The sequence below is a fragment of the Staphylococcus sp. 11262D007BW genome, assembly GCF_053547815.1.
Map to the genome: position 1 here is coordinate 2,129,654 of NZ_JBPWPJ010000001.1, position 15,823 is coordinate 2,145,476.

General features: G+C 37.1%; 15 protein-coding genes and 1 other annotated feature (1 of these 16 only partly in view). Of the genes, 9 read left to right on the forward strand and 6 right to left on the reverse strand.

The features are described 5' to 3' along the window. Positions 1–8 precede the first annotated feature (8 nt). Both cntE and ACEE93_RS10350 read left to right on the forward strand, forming a co-directional pair. Positions 9–1,184: a staphylopine family metallophore export MFS transporter CntE gene (cntE, locus tag ACEE93_RS10345; RefSeq protein WP_449154510.1), complete on the forward strand. Its 1,176-nt coding sequence runs from the start codon at positions 9–11 to the stop codon at positions 1,182–1,184. A 124-nt stretch (positions 1,185–1,308) separates the two neighbouring features. Beyond that, positions 1,309–2,754, forward strand: coding sequence for a carbon starvation CstA family protein (locus ACEE93_RS10350; protein WP_449154511.1), 1,446 nt, complete (start codon positions 1,309–1,311; stop codon positions 2,752–2,754). Positions 2,755–2,815: 61 nt separating this feature from the next. Here the strand turns inward: ACEE93_RS10350 and ACEE93_RS10355 are convergent, their stop codons facing one another. Further along, entirely contained in the window at positions 2,816–3,025 is a 210-nt protein-coding gene (locus tag ACEE93_RS10355) for a hypothetical protein (RefSeq protein ID WP_449154512.1), read from the reverse strand. A gap of 548 nt (positions 3,026–3,573) precedes the next feature. Between ACEE93_RS10355 and ureB the strand changes: the two genes are divergently transcribed. From ureB to ACEE93_RS10390, 7 genes are all read left to right on the forward strand, one after another. After that, on the forward strand, positions 3,574–3,978 hold the full coding sequence (gene ureB, locus ACEE93_RS10360) for an urease subunit beta (RefSeq protein ID WP_449154513.1): 405 nt from the start codon (positions 3,574–3,576) through the stop codon (positions 3,976–3,978). A 479-nt stretch (positions 3,979–4,457) separates the two neighbouring features. Beyond that, the gene (gene ureE, locus ACEE93_RS10365; protein WP_449154514.1) at positions 4,458–4,913 is read left to right on the forward strand and encodes an urease accessory protein UreE; all 456 of its coding nucleotides are present in this window, start codon (positions 4,458–4,460) and stop codon (positions 4,911–4,913) included. Beyond that, entirely contained in the window at positions 4,906–5,595 is a 690-nt protein-coding gene (locus tag ACEE93_RS10370; RefSeq protein WP_449154515.1) for an urease accessory protein UreF, read from the forward strand. Before ureE ends, ACEE93_RS10370 begins: the two co-directional genes overlap by 8 nt. Positions 5,596–5,607: 12 nt before the next feature. Further along, positions 5,608–6,219 carry an urease accessory protein UreG gene (gene ureG / locus ACEE93_RS10375; RefSeq protein WP_449154516.1) on the forward strand — a complete coding sequence of 204 codons (612 nt, stop codon included), beginning with the start codon at positions 5,608–5,610 and terminating at the stop codon, positions 6,217–6,219. Then, entirely contained in the window at positions 6,219–7,052 is an 834-nt protein-coding gene (locus ACEE93_RS10380) for an urease accessory protein UreD (RefSeq protein WP_449154517.1), read from the forward strand. The genes ureG and ACEE93_RS10380 overlap by 1 nt, the downstream gene beginning before the upstream one ends. Before the next feature lie 159 nt (positions 7,053–7,211). After that, positions 7,212–7,451 carry a hypothetical protein gene (locus ACEE93_RS10385; RefSeq protein WP_449156561.1) on the forward strand — a complete coding sequence of 80 codons (240 nt, stop codon included), beginning with the start codon at positions 7,212–7,214 and terminating at the stop codon, positions 7,449–7,451. A 94-nt stretch (positions 7,452–7,545) separates the two neighbouring features. Beyond that, a complete protein-coding gene (locus tag ACEE93_RS10390; protein ID WP_449154519.1) occupies positions 7,546–8,343 on the forward strand; it encodes a hypothetical protein in 798 nt (265 codons plus the stop codon). A gap of 55 nt (positions 8,344–8,398) precedes the next feature. Here the strand turns inward: ACEE93_RS10390 and ACEE93_RS10395 are convergent, their stop codons facing one another. Genes ACEE93_RS10395 through ACEE93_RS10415 form a run of 5 tightly spaced genes read right to left on the reverse strand, consistent with a single transcriptional unit; the run spans position 8,399 to position 15,474 of the window. Next, positions 8,399–9,142: a cyclase family protein gene (locus ACEE93_RS10395; protein ID WP_449156562.1), complete on the reverse strand. Its 744-nt coding sequence runs from the start codon at positions 9,140–9,142 to the stop codon at positions 8,399–8,401. 12 nt (positions 9,143–9,154) lie between these two features. Further along, complete coding sequence (gene metE, locus ACEE93_RS10400; protein ID WP_449154601.1) at positions 9,155–11,410, reverse strand: 5-methyltetrahydropteroyltriglutamate--homocysteine S-methyltransferase; 2,256 nt, start codon at positions 11,408–11,410, stop codon at positions 9,155–9,157. Next, positions 11,404–13,245: a bifunctional homocysteine S-methyltransferase/methylenetetrahydrofolate reductase gene (locus tag ACEE93_RS10405; protein ID WP_449156563.1), complete on the reverse strand. Its 1,842-nt coding sequence runs from the start codon at positions 13,243–13,245 to the stop codon at positions 11,404–11,406. Before ACEE93_RS10405 ends, metE begins: the two co-directional genes overlap by 7 nt. Beyond that, positions 13,199–14,374, reverse strand: coding sequence for a cystathionine beta-lyase MetC (gene metC, locus ACEE93_RS10410; protein ID WP_449154522.1), 1,176 nt, complete (start codon positions 14,372–14,374; stop codon positions 13,199–13,201). The genes ACEE93_RS10405 and metC overlap by 47 nt, the downstream gene beginning before the upstream one ends. Next, entirely contained in the window at positions 14,371–15,474 is a 1,104-nt protein-coding gene (locus tag ACEE93_RS10415) for a PLP-dependent transferase (protein WP_449154523.1), read from the reverse strand. Before ACEE93_RS10415 ends, metC begins: the two co-directional genes overlap by 4 nt. A gap of 73 nt (positions 15,475–15,547) precedes the next feature. After that, positions 15,548–15,823: a binding site (T-box leader), on the reverse strand; it runs 39 nt beyond the window's last position.

Sequence of the window (15,823 nt, forward strand, 5' to 3'; positions counted from 1 at the left end):
GAGTGCGCATGAAAGGAGCCATGGCGTGGCCGTTTCTTAGACTATATCTTTTAACGTTACTCTTTTTTAGTGCAAATGCCATTCTTAATGTATTTATCCCGCTCCATGGGCATGATTTAGGCGCATCCAATACGACAATTGGCATCGTGATGGGCGCATATATGTTAACGGCGATGGTATTTAGACCGTGTGCTGGTCAAATTATCGCACGGATTGGTCCGATTCGTATTTTACGATTCATTTTAGTGATTAATGCGGTAGCACTGATTTTATATGGTTTTACAGATTTAAAAGGATATTTCATCGCACGTGTCATTCAAGGTGTGTGTACGGCCTTTTTTTCAATGTCTATTCAACTCGGCATTATTGATACATTACCTGAAAAACATCGTTCAGAAGGTGTATCTCTTTATTCTTTATTTTCCACGATACCTAATTTAGTAGGACCGATGATTGCTGTGCAACTGTGGTCATTTGATTACATGAGTCTGTTTGCTAGTGTGATGCTTATAATAGCGCTCTCTACAGCCTTTTTTGGTTATATAGCGACACGAAAAGAGCGGGACTCGACGACCGAACAAGTAGAACCTCTGCCATTTAACGCCGTTACCGTTTTTGGACAGTTATTCACCAATCGCGTACTATTTAAAAGTGGATTAATCATGGTGATGACCTCAATTGTGTTTGGGGCAGTGAGCACTTTTATCCCTTTATATATTGTGAAAGCAGCGTTTGGTAATGCAGCTGTATTTCTAACGATTCAAGCGGTTACAGTAGTCGTGGCACGGTTTGTTTTAAGAAAGCACATTCCTTCTGATGGCCAGTGGCATCCTAGGTTTATGGCGACAACATTGATGTTGCTTTGTATTGCTGCGGGTATCGTAGCCTTAGGGCCTTATGTTTCAGTCATTTTATTTTATAGTAGTGCAGTCATGATAGGGACCACTCAAGCTTTAGTCTATCCTACACTTACTTCTTACCTTAGCTTTGCCTTACCACGTGCAGGTCGCAATATGTTATTAGGGCTGTTTATTGCGTGTGCAGATTTAGGTATTTCCTTAGGAGGTGCCGTCATGGGACCCGTTTCTGATGGCATTGGTTTTATGTGGATGTATGTGATTTGTAGTGTATTAGTGTTAGCGATGGTGATCTATAGTTTTATGCCTCAAAGAAAATTGAACTAAATCGCGGTGGCGTCGTTTGAAAGGTAGCATCATATTTATTTGTGACAATATTGTGAAAATAATTAAGATACGGTACAATTAGGAAAACGCTTACAAATTAATACGTCAAACAAGGGGGATGCGTATGATTACGTTTTTAGTATCGATTGTACTTTTAATTATTGGTTATTTTACTTATGGTCGCTATATCGATAAGATGTTTGGACCGAAAACGTCACGACCGACACCTGCACATGATCAACAAGATGGCGTCGATTTTGTACCGATGAAAACATCATCGAATTCTTTAATCCAGTTGTTAAATATTGCAGGGGTAGGACCTATCTTTGGGCCGATCATGGGGGCATTGTATGGACCAGTTGCATTTTTATGGATTGTATTTGGATGTATTTTTGCTGGGGCTGTCCATGATTACTTAACGGGTATGATTTCTATTCGAAACAAAGGCGCTCACTTACCTCAACTAGCAGGAAAATTTTTAGGACAAGCTATGAAACACGTCGTTAATATTTTTACGTTGCTCTTGTTGCTACTGACAGGGACTGTTTTTGTTACAAGTCCAGCATTGTTATTACATAATTTAATGGATGGTCGCGTTGCTTTAGGTGTCATTATTTTCGTGATATTTGTATATTATTTACTGTCGACTGTCTTACCTATCGACAAAATTATCGGGCGCATTTATCCAATATTTGGTGCTTTATTAGTGATTAGTGCTATAGGCGTAGGATTTCGTTTAATTCAAACGGGCGCACCGATTCCTGAGTTATCATTGTCAAATATGCATCCAGATGGGGCACCTATTTTTCCATTATTGTTCTTTACCATTACTTGTGGGGCGCTCTCAGGCTTTCATGCGACACAATCTCCTATCATTTCGCGCACTACGAATAAAGAAAGTAACGCGCGCGTGATTTTTTATGGCATGATGATTGCGGAAGGGATTATCGCCATGATTTGGGCTGCAGCGGCAATGAGCTTGTTTGGAAGTTATGGCGGTTTACAAGAAGTACTTGCAAGAGGAGAAGCGGCACTAGTAGTGAGTGAAGTATCTACAATGTTACTCGGTTCTGTATTTGGTACAGTGGCAGTGTTAGGCGTTATCATTTTACCAATTACAAGTGGTGATACATCCTTTAGAAGTGCGCGTATGATTATTGCAGATTACATTCATTTAGGTCAAAAGGCATTAAGCAAACGATTTTTAATCGCAGTGCCTCTATTTGTAGGTAGTTTCTTATTAACGCGTATTGATTTCACTATTTTATGGCGTTATTTTTCATGGGCCAATCAAACGACAGCAACTGTGGCCTTATGGGTCGGCACCATGTATTTAATGATGGCAAAGAAAAACTATTGGGTGGCTATGATACCAGCGATATTTATGACTTGGAACGTTTTTACCTATATATTAAGTCAGCCTATTGGTTTTGGATTAGACTTAAATTTAAGCTATATCGTTGCGATTGTGCTTACCATTTTATGGACGCTTTATTTTTATTATCAGTATCAAAAGCATCGTGCGGGCGCCCATTTTCAATTGGACCATCCTGTGCCATTACAACAATAATATTCAAAGAGGTTGAGACGCGAAAGGAAGATGTCGGGTCTCAACCTTTTATCATTTTAAATTACCAATAACCATCAATTTTTCCTTGCTTTTTCACTAAAATTAAACAGTATATATACACGCCTAAACACAATAAATGACAATAAAAGCTAAATGAATTGATTGTTTGGCCAATATCCCTTGTTAAAGCGTAAGCTAATAAACGCCCTAATAAAATAATGATGATGAGGGCAATTAAAATGTAACCGTTCATTATTTTTTCTACACTCATTCAAATCACCTATCTTAAATTTAGTTTAGCAAAAGACATATTAAGTTCGGGAAATTGTGCCCAGATGATTGGTATTGTTGCCAAACTGTGACGTATACATATAGATTTTTATACTATATCTAAACTAGACGCTCTATTTTTTATCTTTTTAATACTAACCAATGTTATTTCTCTTTAATAGATTAAATATGGATAAAAATAATTTGAAAAAGATTCAAAAATTGATTAGTATAAAATTACAAGACCCATTAAATGAACACCTAGGCCATTTAATAGATAGATCTTGAAGTATAAAGTGAAGGGGCTGAGACAAAAAGCATTAATGCTCTGGGAAACCAATTAACGGTGTCCCAAAAGCAGGATTTTCGGCAGAAAGTTCACGATTCGCCAAAATTTGACGTATTGTAAATGATCAAATGTGCTTTCACACATTTGTAAGAACGACTAACTAAACGAAGTCGTTCTTTATTTCGTTCGTTTCTGCTCAAATCCTAAACGCTTTTGTCCTAACCTTCTTAAAATGATTTTCAAATCAAGGAGGAATTAACATGAGACCTGGTGAGATTATTGTTAAAGATACAGAAGTGATTATTAATAAAGGACGTCCAAAAACAATCATTCCAGTTAAAAATACAGGAGATCGTCCAGTACAAGTAGGTTTACATTATCACTTTTTTGAAGTAAATAACGCTTTAGACTTTGATAGAGAAAAAGCATATGGCAAACATCTCGATATTCCAGCAGGCGCAGCAGTCCGTTTTGAACCTGGTGATGAAAAAGAAGTTCAATTAATTGAATATGCGGGTCGCCGTCGTATTTATGGTTTCCATAATTTAGTAAATGGTGCGATTGATGAATCTCGTGTACATAAAGCATCATTTGATGAACTTCCAGAAAAAAAACATGAGAATAAAAATAAAGAAGTAGGATATGATCAAGATCCTAAAGAATAAAGATGAAGTTGAGCGCTAAAGCCTTCATGCTCTAGGAAACTGATTAACGGTTTCCTAAAAGCAGAATTTTCGGTAGAAAGCGCACAACTCGTCAAAATATGACGGGTTGTCATTGATCAACTGTGATTTACCACATTTATAAGAACGGCTAACTAAACAAAGTCGTTCTTTATTTCGTTCATTTCTGCTTAACTTTAGTCCAACCTCTATTTTAATAATTTAATAGGGTTAAACCTTTATGTAGCAAGGGTTTGAAGGTTAATCATTAACGCTTTAATGTAGGAATATGATAAAGTAAGTTGAGAGGAAAATGAAGTAGAACTTGAGACATTGTAGCCATCGAATGAAACGGCGTTAACGATACAATGCCCATATCGACTATCCCCTCAAGATCTTACGATACTAAGTGACATGTTCAAAGAAACCCTGGCAATTGTTCTTTGAGCAAATGTTATTTCAAGTGCTAGGAGATGAAATATATGATCGTTGAAGAAATCCAAGGTAATATTGCGAATTTATCTAAAGAAGATAAAAACGTACACATCGAAAAAGTGTATCTTGAGAACTCAGATTTAGTAAAACGTATCCAACGTGTGACTTCAGATCATGGTACGGAAATTGGGATTCGTTTAAGCCAACCTATTGATTTACAATATGGAGATATTTTATATCGTGATGATCAAAACATGATTATTATTGATGTAAATTCTGAAGATATTATTGCCATCAAACCGCGTACTATAAAAGAAATGGGTGATATTGCCCATCAACTAGGTAACCGTCATTTACCAGCGCAATTTACCGATGATGACGAAATGCTTGTACAATATGATTATCTTGTAGAAGATTTATTAAAAGAGCTCGGCATCCCATATGAGCGTGAAGATCGTAAAGTCAATCAAGCCTTTAAACACATAGGACATTCACATGATTAATCAAGCACAACTAAAACTCTTTCAATTTTGTGATTCACAATTTCCAACGGGGGCTTTCAGTCACTCGTTTGGACTTGAAACCTATATCCAACGTGGTGATGTTCATGACGGTGCATCATTTAAACGTTGGTTAGAAGTGTTTTTAACAGAGCAATTGACTTATACAGACGGTTTAGCGATGCGTATGACTTATCAAGCCATACAAGATAATCAACCTGAAGCCATTGAGCGTTTGGATCAGTTACTTTTCGTGCAAAATATTCCGAGAGAAACACGAATTGGGACAAAACAAATGGGAAAGCGTATGATCAATCTTGCACACGCATTATATGATGATTCATGGATAGAATGGTATTACAATAAAACCCAAGAATATGCATTGCGTACTCATCCAGCTGTTGTTTTTGCAATCCTTGGTCATCATTTAGAGATGAGTATTGAAGAAACGATTGAATATTATTTTTATCAAAACGTATCGAGCTTAACGCAAAACGCGGTTCGTGCGATACCATTAGGTCAAACAGAAGGACAAAAGATTGTAGCTGAGATGATTCCGTTTATTACAGAAACGCGTCAAACAGTGATGCAGCTTGAAGACTCAGATTTTGGTTTGACAGCACCAGGTATCGAAATGAATCAACTTGAGCACGAAAACGTTAATGTACGTATTTTTATTTCATAGGAGGAATGTGACATGAAACCCATCAAAATTGGTGTTGGGGGCCCTGTAGGTGCAGGTAAAACACAACTCATTGAAAAAATTGTAAAACGTCTTGCAAAAGAAAAAAGTATCGGCGTTATTACAAATGATATCTATACAAAAGAAGACCAAAAAATTCTTGTAGATACAGGTGTATTACCAGAAGATCGTATTATTGGTGTTGAAACAGGAGGTTGTCCTCATACAGCGATTCGTGAAGACGCATCTATGAACTTTGCGGCAATTGACGAATTGATGGAACGTAACAATGATATCGAATTAATCTTTGTTGAATCAGGCGGCGACAACTTAGCTGCTACATTTAGTCCCGAACTTGTAGATTTTTCAATTTATATTATCGACGTTGCACAAGGTGAGAAAATTCCACGTAAAGGTGGACAAGGTATGATCAAATCAGATTACTTTGTGATTAATAAAACAGACCTTGCGCCACACGTTGGTGCATCATTAGACCGTATGGCTGAGGACACTAAAATTTTCCGTAAAGATCGCCCATTTGCATTTACGAACTTAAAAACAGATGAAGGCTTAGACGATGTGATTAATTGGATTCGTCAAGACGTCTTTTTTGAAGGGCTTGAATAATGGCGATATCAGATTGGACTGGCGAATTAGATTTAACATTTAAGCACGACGGAGAGCGCACTGTAAATAAGAAAACTTATTTCCAAGGCGGTCTTAAGGTCATGCGCCCTAACTATCTTAATGGTAGTCCGCATCCAACCATGTTTTTGATTAACTTAGGTGGCGGTTTTGTAGATGGTGACCGCTATCGTACGGAGATCAATTATGGGCCACATGCGCATGCGGTACTCACAACGCAAGGGGCTACAATTGTTTTTAAAACTTTAGAAGATAAAGTGGAACAATATCAAACGTTTAATTTAGATGACCATTCATTTATGGAGTTTATTAGTGATCCGATTATCGGTTATTCTAATGCTAGATTTTTTCAACATAACCGATTTAATTTAACATCGACAGCGTCTATGTTTTATACCGATATCTTAACACCAGGGTATGACAAAGAAGGCAAGCCATTTAAATATGACTATCTTCATTTATTTAATGAGATATACGTCGATGATGAACTAGTCGTTTTTGATAATTTAAAATTAGATACTAAGAAAAATCAAATTGCAGACATTGGTTACATGGAAGATTATACACATATGGCCAATTGTTTTTATATTAATCCTAGCGTTAATCAAAAAACGGTGGAAGCGATACAAGATGTCGTTGCGCCAATGATTAACGAATCTTGTCGCATCGGAGTCACACTTTTACCTACACACGGTTTAACATTTCGTATTTTAGCGAATTCCACTGATGTGATTAAACGTGTGATTGATGCGGTACATCAATTTGTGATGCAGACTTATCATGAAGAAGATGCACAATTTTTAAGAAAATATTAGAACAGCAAACATCGTCTTTCAAAAATGAGAGGCGATGTTTTTTTTTAGGGGGTAACTTGTTTCTGTTGGGTATGAAAATAATATGTGGTCGGTCTTATTGGTAAGTGAAAGAAACAGAGACCAAATATTTTTGAGTATATTTACATCATATTTGCGTTTATGATTGGACTTTTAGGCATGATAGCAATTCAGTTTGCACTATCATTCGTCATTGAAAATAAAGTGTATGTTATAGGTATTGTAGTAAGTTACATTTACTTTTACGCTTATCCAATGTTTACCTTATATAATGGTTATAATAAATGGATATTTATTGTCTTATCCATAGTATTAACACTCTTATTTTTATGGATAGGCTATAAAATATTACAAAAACATATGGAAAAAGGCCAATTGTAACTATGTAATTAAAGTTGATATACAAACAATGATGAACGATAATTAAACGGAAGGTTAAAATAATTAGATAAATAACAACAGGAGGATTTTAATATTGTCATTATTTAAAGAAGCATCAATATGGCTGATTTTATTGATTATCAGCTTGTATAATACAATTTTAATAATAATGGGCAAGCCACCGCTTTTTAACAACTCCGTATGGATTTTATGGTTATTATTTGGTGTAATGACTATTATTATCATTGGTTTATTGTTATTTCGAAAGTATTTACAAAATAAATATGCAGTGGCTGAATCTATTGATAAAAAACAACTTAACTTAAAAGAAAATGAATATTTTTATCAATCACCTTTATATATTATTGATAATCAAACGCTACCAGTATATGGTAATCAAAATATCACTTACACAATAAAATTTGCGAATCGTTTACATAAAGTGATTAGTTTATTTGGTGTTATGCCACATTATAGTACTTACCTTAAATCTGAAAATACAGTTGTGAAATTAGTTCCTAAAAAGATATTTACTTTAAGATATCAATATAATGTGTATGTTGATGAAGAATTAGTAGGGCAGCTGGAAATGAAAAAACTTATTAAAGATGGTGGTATGAAACAAAAACTTCCCTATAATTTTTATTATGGTGAAGAGACTTATTCGTTTCATAATGAATATATGAGTAGTCAAACGACACTTTCAAATAGCAATGAGGAAGTGTTACTTCAAGCTGATCGAAGTGTTTTTGATCTATTTAAAAATCAGCAAACTCAAAAAAGAGGAGAGCAACATCAAATACAAATTGTTGGCTCTCAATTATCGCCAGAATTATTATTAGCATTATATATACAAACAATGATTAATAAACAAGTACAACAATCAACGTAAATCGAAAAACGCCCTTTAAAGCTAGGAGATGTATGGCTTTAAAGGGCGTTAAATATTATTGTGGTACTATCGCAAAGCTTCTAACTGGGAAGCCAGGGGCATTGTCAGGTTTGGGGCTAATGTTATAAATAATTGCACCACGAGTGGGAAGTTGATCTAGATTGGTTAATAATTCAATCTGATAACGATCTTGTCCTAAAATATAACGTTCACCAATGATATCGCCATGTTTAGCAATATCTATAGAAGCATCTGTATCGAATGTTTCGTGGCCAATCGCTGTAATATGACGTTCTTCGACAAGAAACTTTATGGCGTCTAAAGACCACCCTGGTAGGTGTTGTTGGCCTTCTGTATCTTTATTTTCAAAGGCTTCATGGTTTGGCCAACGCTTTGACCAGTCACTTCGAAAGGCAACAAATGTATCTGGTTCAATAGTACCATGCTCAGCTTCCCAAGTTTCAATATGATTGCGTGTTAAAATAAAGTCGTTATTTTCAGCAACTTCCTTTGAGAAATCAAGCACAATTAAAGGTAAAACTAGTTCTTTTAAATCAAGTTCATGTAAATAACGTTGATTTTCAACAAAATGGATAGGCGCATCAATATGTGTACCATATTGTGTGACCACTTTCCATTCTTGTACAAAGAAGCCATCTTTTTGAACGGTGAAAGGGGTATTCACTTGGGCGCCTTCAAATGCATTAAAATGTGGCGATGCCTCATTAAATGTATGGGTTAAGTCAACCCAACGTGCTTGTCTCAAGGAATCGAATTGTTCCCAAAGTGGATAGGTCATCTTTTAACCTCCTTATGCTGTCGGTTGTATTGCATCATTATCGTTTTGGCGTAGTTTTTGAGCGCTATGGACAAGGACTTTTAAGGCATCTTTAACTTCCTCTTCTTTACGTGTTTTCAGACCGCAATCAGGGTTGACCCAGAAGAGTGAGCGATCGATTTGTTGTAATGCACGTGTGATCGCTGTTGTTACTTCGTCTTCTGTTGGAATACGAGGGCTATGGATATCGTAAACACCTAAACCGATGCCAAGGTCATAGTCGATATCTTCAAAGTCCTTAATCAAATCGCCGTGGCTACGTGATGTTTCGATTGAAATAACGTCAGCATCCAGGTCATGAATTGCATGAATGATTTGACCGAACTGAGAGTAGCACATATGCGTATGAATTTGTGTATGATCTGACACAGACGACGTGGCAAGTTTGAAACTATGCACTGCCTTCTCTAGGTAAGAGGCATGGAACTCTTGACGTAATGGTAAGCCTTCGCGTAGGGCTGGTTCATCCACTTGAATAATTTGGATACCTGCTTTTTCGAGTGCGAGTACTTCTTCATTGATCGCCAACGCAATTTGATCTTGCACTGTAGCACGTGGAATATCGACACGTTCAAATGACCAGTTTAAAATGGTCACTGGACCTGTTAGCATGCCTTTGACAGGTTTGTCAGTTAAGCTTTGCGCATAGACTGTTTCATCAACTGTTAATGGTGATGTCCATTTCACATCTCCGTAAATGATAGGAGGTTTAACGGCACGTGAGCCATACGATTGAACCCATCCTAATTTAGTGACTAAAAAGCCTTGTAACTTCTCGCCGAAGAATTCTACCATGTCATTACGTTCGAATTCTCCGTGGACAAAGACGTCTAGACCAATCTCTTCTTGGATATCAATCCAACGTTTAATTTCATTTTTTAAGAATGTGTCGTACTCCTCGTCGCTAATGCGGTTATTTTTCCAATCTGCACGTTTTTTACGAACTTCTGATGATTGTGGAAAAGAACCAATTGTTGTTGTTGGTAAATCAGGTAAGTTCAAACGACGCTGTTGTAAGACTTTGCGTGTTGCAAACTCAGAGGCACGTTGTGAAGGTACACTGTCAAAGTCGTAATCTAAGTTTTTGAATGATTGATTTTGGAAACGATCATATTGTGTTTTGAATGTATCGAATAACGTATGGTCATTGTCATTGATTAGACGTTTTAATGCATCTAGTTCTTCTAATTTTTCAGTCGCAAAACTTAAGCCGTCACGAATCGTATCGTCGAGTGTTTCGTCGTCTAATGATACAGGCACGTGTAATAACGAAGAAGATGGATTAATGTATAGATCGTCGGAATATTGAGATAACTTTTGAATAAGAGATGCTTTAGCTTCAATATCTGCTGCCCATACATTTCGGCCATCGATAATACCAGCAAATAACGTTTTAGAAGCATCTAAATCGCCATTTTCAATTTGTTGTAAATTGTGACCATGATCATGGACAAAGTCTAGTCCTAATCCTTTAACCGGTAAACTGCTTAAAAATTGAACATTTGCACGTTCAAAATATGTTTGAATGATGAGTTTTTGTGAAACTTCCGCACCAGCAAAGGCTTCATAAGCTTCTTTTGTAATAGATTCAAGTTCTGTGCCTTTGTCTGTGACTAAAATAGGCTCATCCACTTGAATGTGTTCTGCTCCTGCTTGAATAAGTGATTCAAAGACTTCGATATATAATGGTAATAAGATACGCACTTTTTCTTCAAAAGATTGGTTACCGCCTTTAGAGAGGGCAACGAATGTAATTGGTCCAACAATGACTGGGTGTGCATTAATATTTAAAGATTTAGCATAATTGAAACGGTCCAATATTGTATTTTTACTAACTTTAGGTGTCACGTTATCCCATTCTGGTACGATATAGTGATAGTTTGTGTTAAACCATTTAATCAATGCACTGGCCACGTGCTCTTTATTACCGCGTGCGATATCGAATAATAAATCATCATCCACGTCACGGCCTTGAAAGCGTTCTGGAATAATATTGAAAAGAAGTGATGTATCTAAGATATGATCATAAAGTGAAAAGTCACCTACAGGCACACTATCTAAACCATAATTTTTTTGTAATAGTAAGTTTTCGCGATGTAAATTAAACAATGTATCATCTAACTCGTCTTTTGTAATTTTGTGATTCCAATATCCTTCAATTGCTTTTTTCCATTCACGTTTACGTCCTAATCTTGGGAATCCTAAGTTTGTTGTTTTAATTGTCATAATATGACCTCCTGATTTGTTTGAGTGATAGATTTTGAATATTCTGCTAATTCTAATGAGTAATCGACCCGTTGAAACGGGGTTACAAGGTATAAACCATTAAAGTATTGATGAACGGTATCAATTAAAGATTTACAAAGTGATAAGCTCAGTTGGTAGGTGGCTTCTTTATCGCCTGCTACTTCTTTAAATTGCGCAATCACTTCGTCTGACATCTTGATGCCGGGCACTTCGTTATGTAGAAACTGTGCATTTTGATAACTTGTGATAGGCATAACGCCTATAAAAATTGGAACATCAAGATGTTTGGTTGCTTCATAAATTTCAATGATTTTTTCTTTTGTAAAAACAGGTTGAGTAATGAAATAATGCATGCCACTGTCGATTTTAGTTTCCATTTTACGGACGGCAGCATTAATATTTCTGACATGTGGATCAAAACCACCAGCGATGTTAAAGTGTGTTTCTACCTTTAGCGCATCACCATCTGTATTGATACCTTGGTTAAATTTAAGTGCAAGCTCTGTTAATCCTTTTGAATTTACATCGTATACATTGGTCGCCCCAGGAAGGTGACCTATTTTAGAAGGGTCTCCTGTAATGGCTAAAATTTCGTGTATACCGAGCAACGATAATCCGAGTAAGTGTGATTGGAGTCCAATCAAATTACGATCACGACAGGTAATGTGAACGAGTGGTTCAATGTCAAATTGTTGTTTAATCAGACTAGCTGCTGCGATATTGGATACTCTCACTGTCGCTAAGGAATTATCAGCTAAAGTGACGGCATCAATTTTTGCGTCATCCAATGCTTTGATGTTGTCGAAAAAACGACGGGTATCTAGATGTTTAGGTGTATCAAGTTCTACAATGATGGTTGGTTGCTTTTTAACCCGTTCAGCGAGATTCAGTTTATGTGTTTCCTTTGAAGAAGACTCTCGTTTTTTGTGAATCGGAATGACTTTTTTATCTGTAACAGGTTTTAAGCCGGTCACAGCATGCTTTATTTTTTCTATATGCTCAGGCGTTGTACCGCAACAACCTCCAATGAGTCGTACGCCTTCTTCGATCAGTTGTGTCGCTACTTCTCCAAAATAGTTGGCATTTTCACTGTATTTAAAGTGATTTTGTTCAATATCCAGCAAACTTGCGTTAGGGTAGCAAGAGAGATAGGCGTCTTTTGGAATATTGATATGGCTAAATGTATTTTTCATATGGTGAGGACCATGATGACAATTTAAGCCCACTACATCCGCTCCTGCGTTAACCACTTGTTCTAATGCTTCATTAATTAACGTGCCGTCAATTAAATAATTAGTGTTTGAAGCGGTCAATTGCGCAATAATTGGAATATCATATTTTCGTCGCGTCAGGTTAATGGCACTGAGTAATTCTTCTAAATCGTAATAGGTTTCAAAAAGTAATCCATCTACGCCAGATGAGACTAACGCATCAATTTGAATTTCAGTATGATATTGAATAGCGGATAAAGATAGTTCACCTTGTTGGATACTTCTGAACCCTCCGATTGTACCTAATATGAACGTATCGTCATTGGCGGCACGCTGCGCAATATTAACCGCAGCTTCATGAATCGCTTTAACTTTATGTTCTAATCCAAATGGTTTAAGTTTTTCAAAATTAGCACCGTATGTGTTGGTTTGAATGACATTGGCGCCAGCTTCGATATAGGATTTGTGAATACGTTCGACCTTCTCTGGATGGGTAAGGTTATAGTGTTCAGGACATGTATCTAACCCTTCTGAATAAAGAATGGTACCCATCGCTCCGTCAGCTACTAGAACGTTGTTTTTCAAAGTGTCTAATAGTCGGCTCATCAAATACCTCCTTTAATGCACGATCTAAATCTGCAATCAATTCTTCTACATTTTCGAGTCCTACACTGAGTCGGAATAGTCCAAATGTGATACCTCGAGCTTCTCGAATTGCTTTTGGGATAGCAGCATGTGACATAGTACTAGGATGCGAAAGAATTGTTTCTACTCCACCTAAACTCACTGAAACCAGCGGTAGTGTGAGAGCATCAACAAATTGTTGCGCTAATGCTTCATTTTTGAGTCTAAATCCTAATACAGCACCGCCACTTTCAGCTTGATTGAGATGTACTGTACTGTTTCCTGGATAATAAACAGTCCGAACTGCAGGATGTTGTTCTAAAAAGCGACCAATTTTAATAGCGTGTTGGACGGATTGTTCGTAACGGACAGCCAACGTTTTAAGGTGTTGGATTAATGTCCAGCTATCGTAGACTGATAAACCAGTCCCTGTACCGTTTTGAATTAGGTAAAGGGCATCCGCTATTGAACGTTCGTTAGTCACGACAGCGCCTGCGATTAGGTCACTATGACCACTTAAAAATTTAGTTGCACTATGAATGACGATATCAGCACCCAACTCTAGAGGGTGTTGGCCTAACGGTGTCATAAAAGTATTATCGACAGCTACACGTAAATCGTGCCGTTGAGCAATCGCTACAGCTTGGCGAATATCTGTAATTTTAAATAATGGATTGGACGGCGTTTCGAGATAAATCAATTGTGTATTGGGTTGAATAGCTTTTTCAATATTCGTTGTATCCTCTGTATTGACAGTAGTAAATTGAATATCGAATTTGGATAAGATTTGTTCAGTTAAGCGAAATGTGCCGCCATACACATCATCCGGTAGAATTACGTGATCGCCAGCTTTTAATGTTAAGAAAACTGCAGTAATCGCAGCAATCCCGGAATTAAAAGCAAAACCAAATTCGCCGTTTTCGAGTTCTGCTAGTTTAGCTTCTAATGTTTGACGATTAGGGTTACCACTTCTCGCATAATCATATTCCGCTTGTCCACCTAGTTCTTTTTGATGATACGTTGATGCGTAATAAAGGGGTTGATTGGCACTGTGATAAGATGCTCCTCGATTAGGGTCATGAATTAATTGGGTTTGTTGGCTAAAACTCATTGAATCACTCCTTCTCGCGATTGATTTAATGCTTGAATTAAGTCTTTTTCTATATCTTCATAGGCTTCTACACCTAAAGAGAGTCGGACGAGATGCGTATCGATGCCACGACTTTGTTTGACGTCATCTGGCATGTCCACATGTGTCTGCGTATAAGGGAAAGTAATCAGTGTTTCAGTGCCACCAAGACTTTCAGCAAAGCGACAAAGCTTAGTATGTTTTAAAAGTTGTTCAACTGGAATATCATCTTGCAATCTTAAACTCAGCATCCCTGTATGTCCGCTATATAAAACATCCTTTATAGTGTCTAATTGTCGACAACAATTGGCGAGTTGGCGTGCGTTGTCTTGTGCACGTTCAACACGTAGATGTAATGTTTTAAGTCCACGTTGCAACAAATAACTGTCAAATGGTGAAAGGGTTGCGCCAATCATATTGTGTAAATGTTCTAATTGTTGTGCGAGCGTGGCGTCTTTAACTGTGACGACGCCAGCCAATACATCATTGTGACCGCCAATGTATTTAGTTGCGGAATGTAAAACAATATCTGCACCGTCTTCAAGCGGTGTGGATAAATAAGGTGTTAAAAATGTATTGTCAATGATGGTGAATAGGTTATGTTCTTGTGCGAGTTGATAATATGGTGCTACATCAACTTCAATCATTAAAGGATTAGATATCGGTTCGATAAACAATGCTTTAGTATTTGGTGTGATTGCAGCGACCACCTCGTCATAATGTTCAAAATGTACATATTTAAAACGAATATCGTATTGGGTTTCATAGTATTCGAATAAACGAAACGTCCCACCATATAAATCATAGGAGACGAGTATTTCATCTTGTGGCTTAAATAAACTACAAATTAGTTGAATACTTGCCATTCCACTTGATGTCGCAAACGAAGCTACTCCGCCTTCTAGTTGAGCCATCGCAGCTTCAAAGTCGCTACGTGTTGGGTTTTTGGTTCGGGCATAGTCAAAACCTGTTGATTGACCTAAGCTTGGGTGTTGAAAAGCCGTAGATAAATAAATTGGATTGGCAATCGCACCAGTATGATCATCCGTGATGGCAATTTGTGCAAGTTGTGTATCTTTCATCAGCATCAACCTCCTTTAATGTTGAATAAAAATAAAAAAAGCTTTCATCCTTTAGACCCGATATCTATCAGATCTAAAGGACGAAAGCTTTGTTCGTGGTACCACCTTTGTTTGTTGTTTTATCACTAAAACAACCTCTTCCAGTACGCTAAATTGTTTAATACGTATGGAGTATGTGTATACGGCGGGGTGTATACATTGGAATTCCAGTACACCATTAAACAAAATGTTAATACTGTATCGCGATAACGGGCGAACCCGGTGATACCTCATATTGGCATCAACACTCCAAGGCCATTTTCAAACTTTCTTTCAATCGCTCCTCTCAGCTAATGAAGCGTCTCTGTAA

What these genes read in the sequence shown, in the direction of transcription:
- ACEE93_RS10355 (WP_449154512.1), bottom strand. Translation starts at nt 3,025, where the DNA reads ATGAGTGTAGAAAAAATAATGAACGGTTACATTTTAATTGCCCTCATC.
- ACEE93_RS10350 (WP_449154511.1), top strand. Translation starts at nt 1,309, where the DNA reads ATGATTACGTTTTTAGTATCGATTGTACTTTTAATTATTGGTTATTTT.
- ACEE93_RS10385 (WP_449156561.1), top strand. Translation starts at nt 7,212, where the DNA reads ATGATTGGACTTTTAGGCATGATAGCAATTCAGTTTGCACTATCATTC.
- ACEE93_RS10395 (WP_449156562.1), bottom strand. Translation starts at nt 9,142, where the DNA reads ATGACCTATCCACTTTGGGAACAATTCGATTCCTTGAGACAAGCACGT.
- ACEE93_RS10415 (WP_449154523.1), bottom strand. Translation starts at nt 15,474, where the DNA reads ATGAAAGATACACAACTTGCACAAATTGCCATCACGGATGATCATACT.
- cntE (WP_449154510.1), top strand. Translation starts at nt 9, where the DNA reads ATGAAAGGAGCCATGGCGTGGCCGTTTCTTAGACTATATCTTTTAACG.
- ACEE93_RS10370 (WP_449154515.1), top strand. Translation starts at nt 4,906, where the DNA reads ATGATTAATCAAGCACAACTAAAACTCTTTCAATTTTGTGATTCACAA.
- ureB (WP_449154513.1), top strand. Translation starts at nt 3,574, where the DNA reads ATGAGACCTGGTGAGATTATTGTTAAAGATACAGAAGTGATTATTAAT.
- metC (WP_449154522.1), bottom strand. Translation starts at nt 14,374, where the DNA reads ATGAGTTTTAGCCAACAAACCCAATTAATTCATGACCCTAATCGAGGA.
- ureG (WP_449154516.1), top strand. Translation starts at nt 5,608, where the DNA reads ATGAAACCCATCAAAATTGGTGTTGGGGGCCCTGTAGGTGCAGGTAAA.
- ACEE93_RS10405 (WP_449156563.1), bottom strand. Translation starts at nt 13,245, where the DNA reads ATGAGCCGACTATTAGACACTTTGAAAAACAACGTTCTAGTAGCTGAC.
- ureE (WP_449154514.1), top strand. Translation starts at nt 4,458, where the DNA reads ATGATCGTTGAAGAAATCCAAGGTAATATTGCGAATTTATCTAAAGAA.
- ACEE93_RS10380 (WP_449154517.1), top strand. Translation starts at nt 6,219, where the DNA reads ATGGCGATATCAGATTGGACTGGCGAATTAGATTTAACATTTAAGCAC.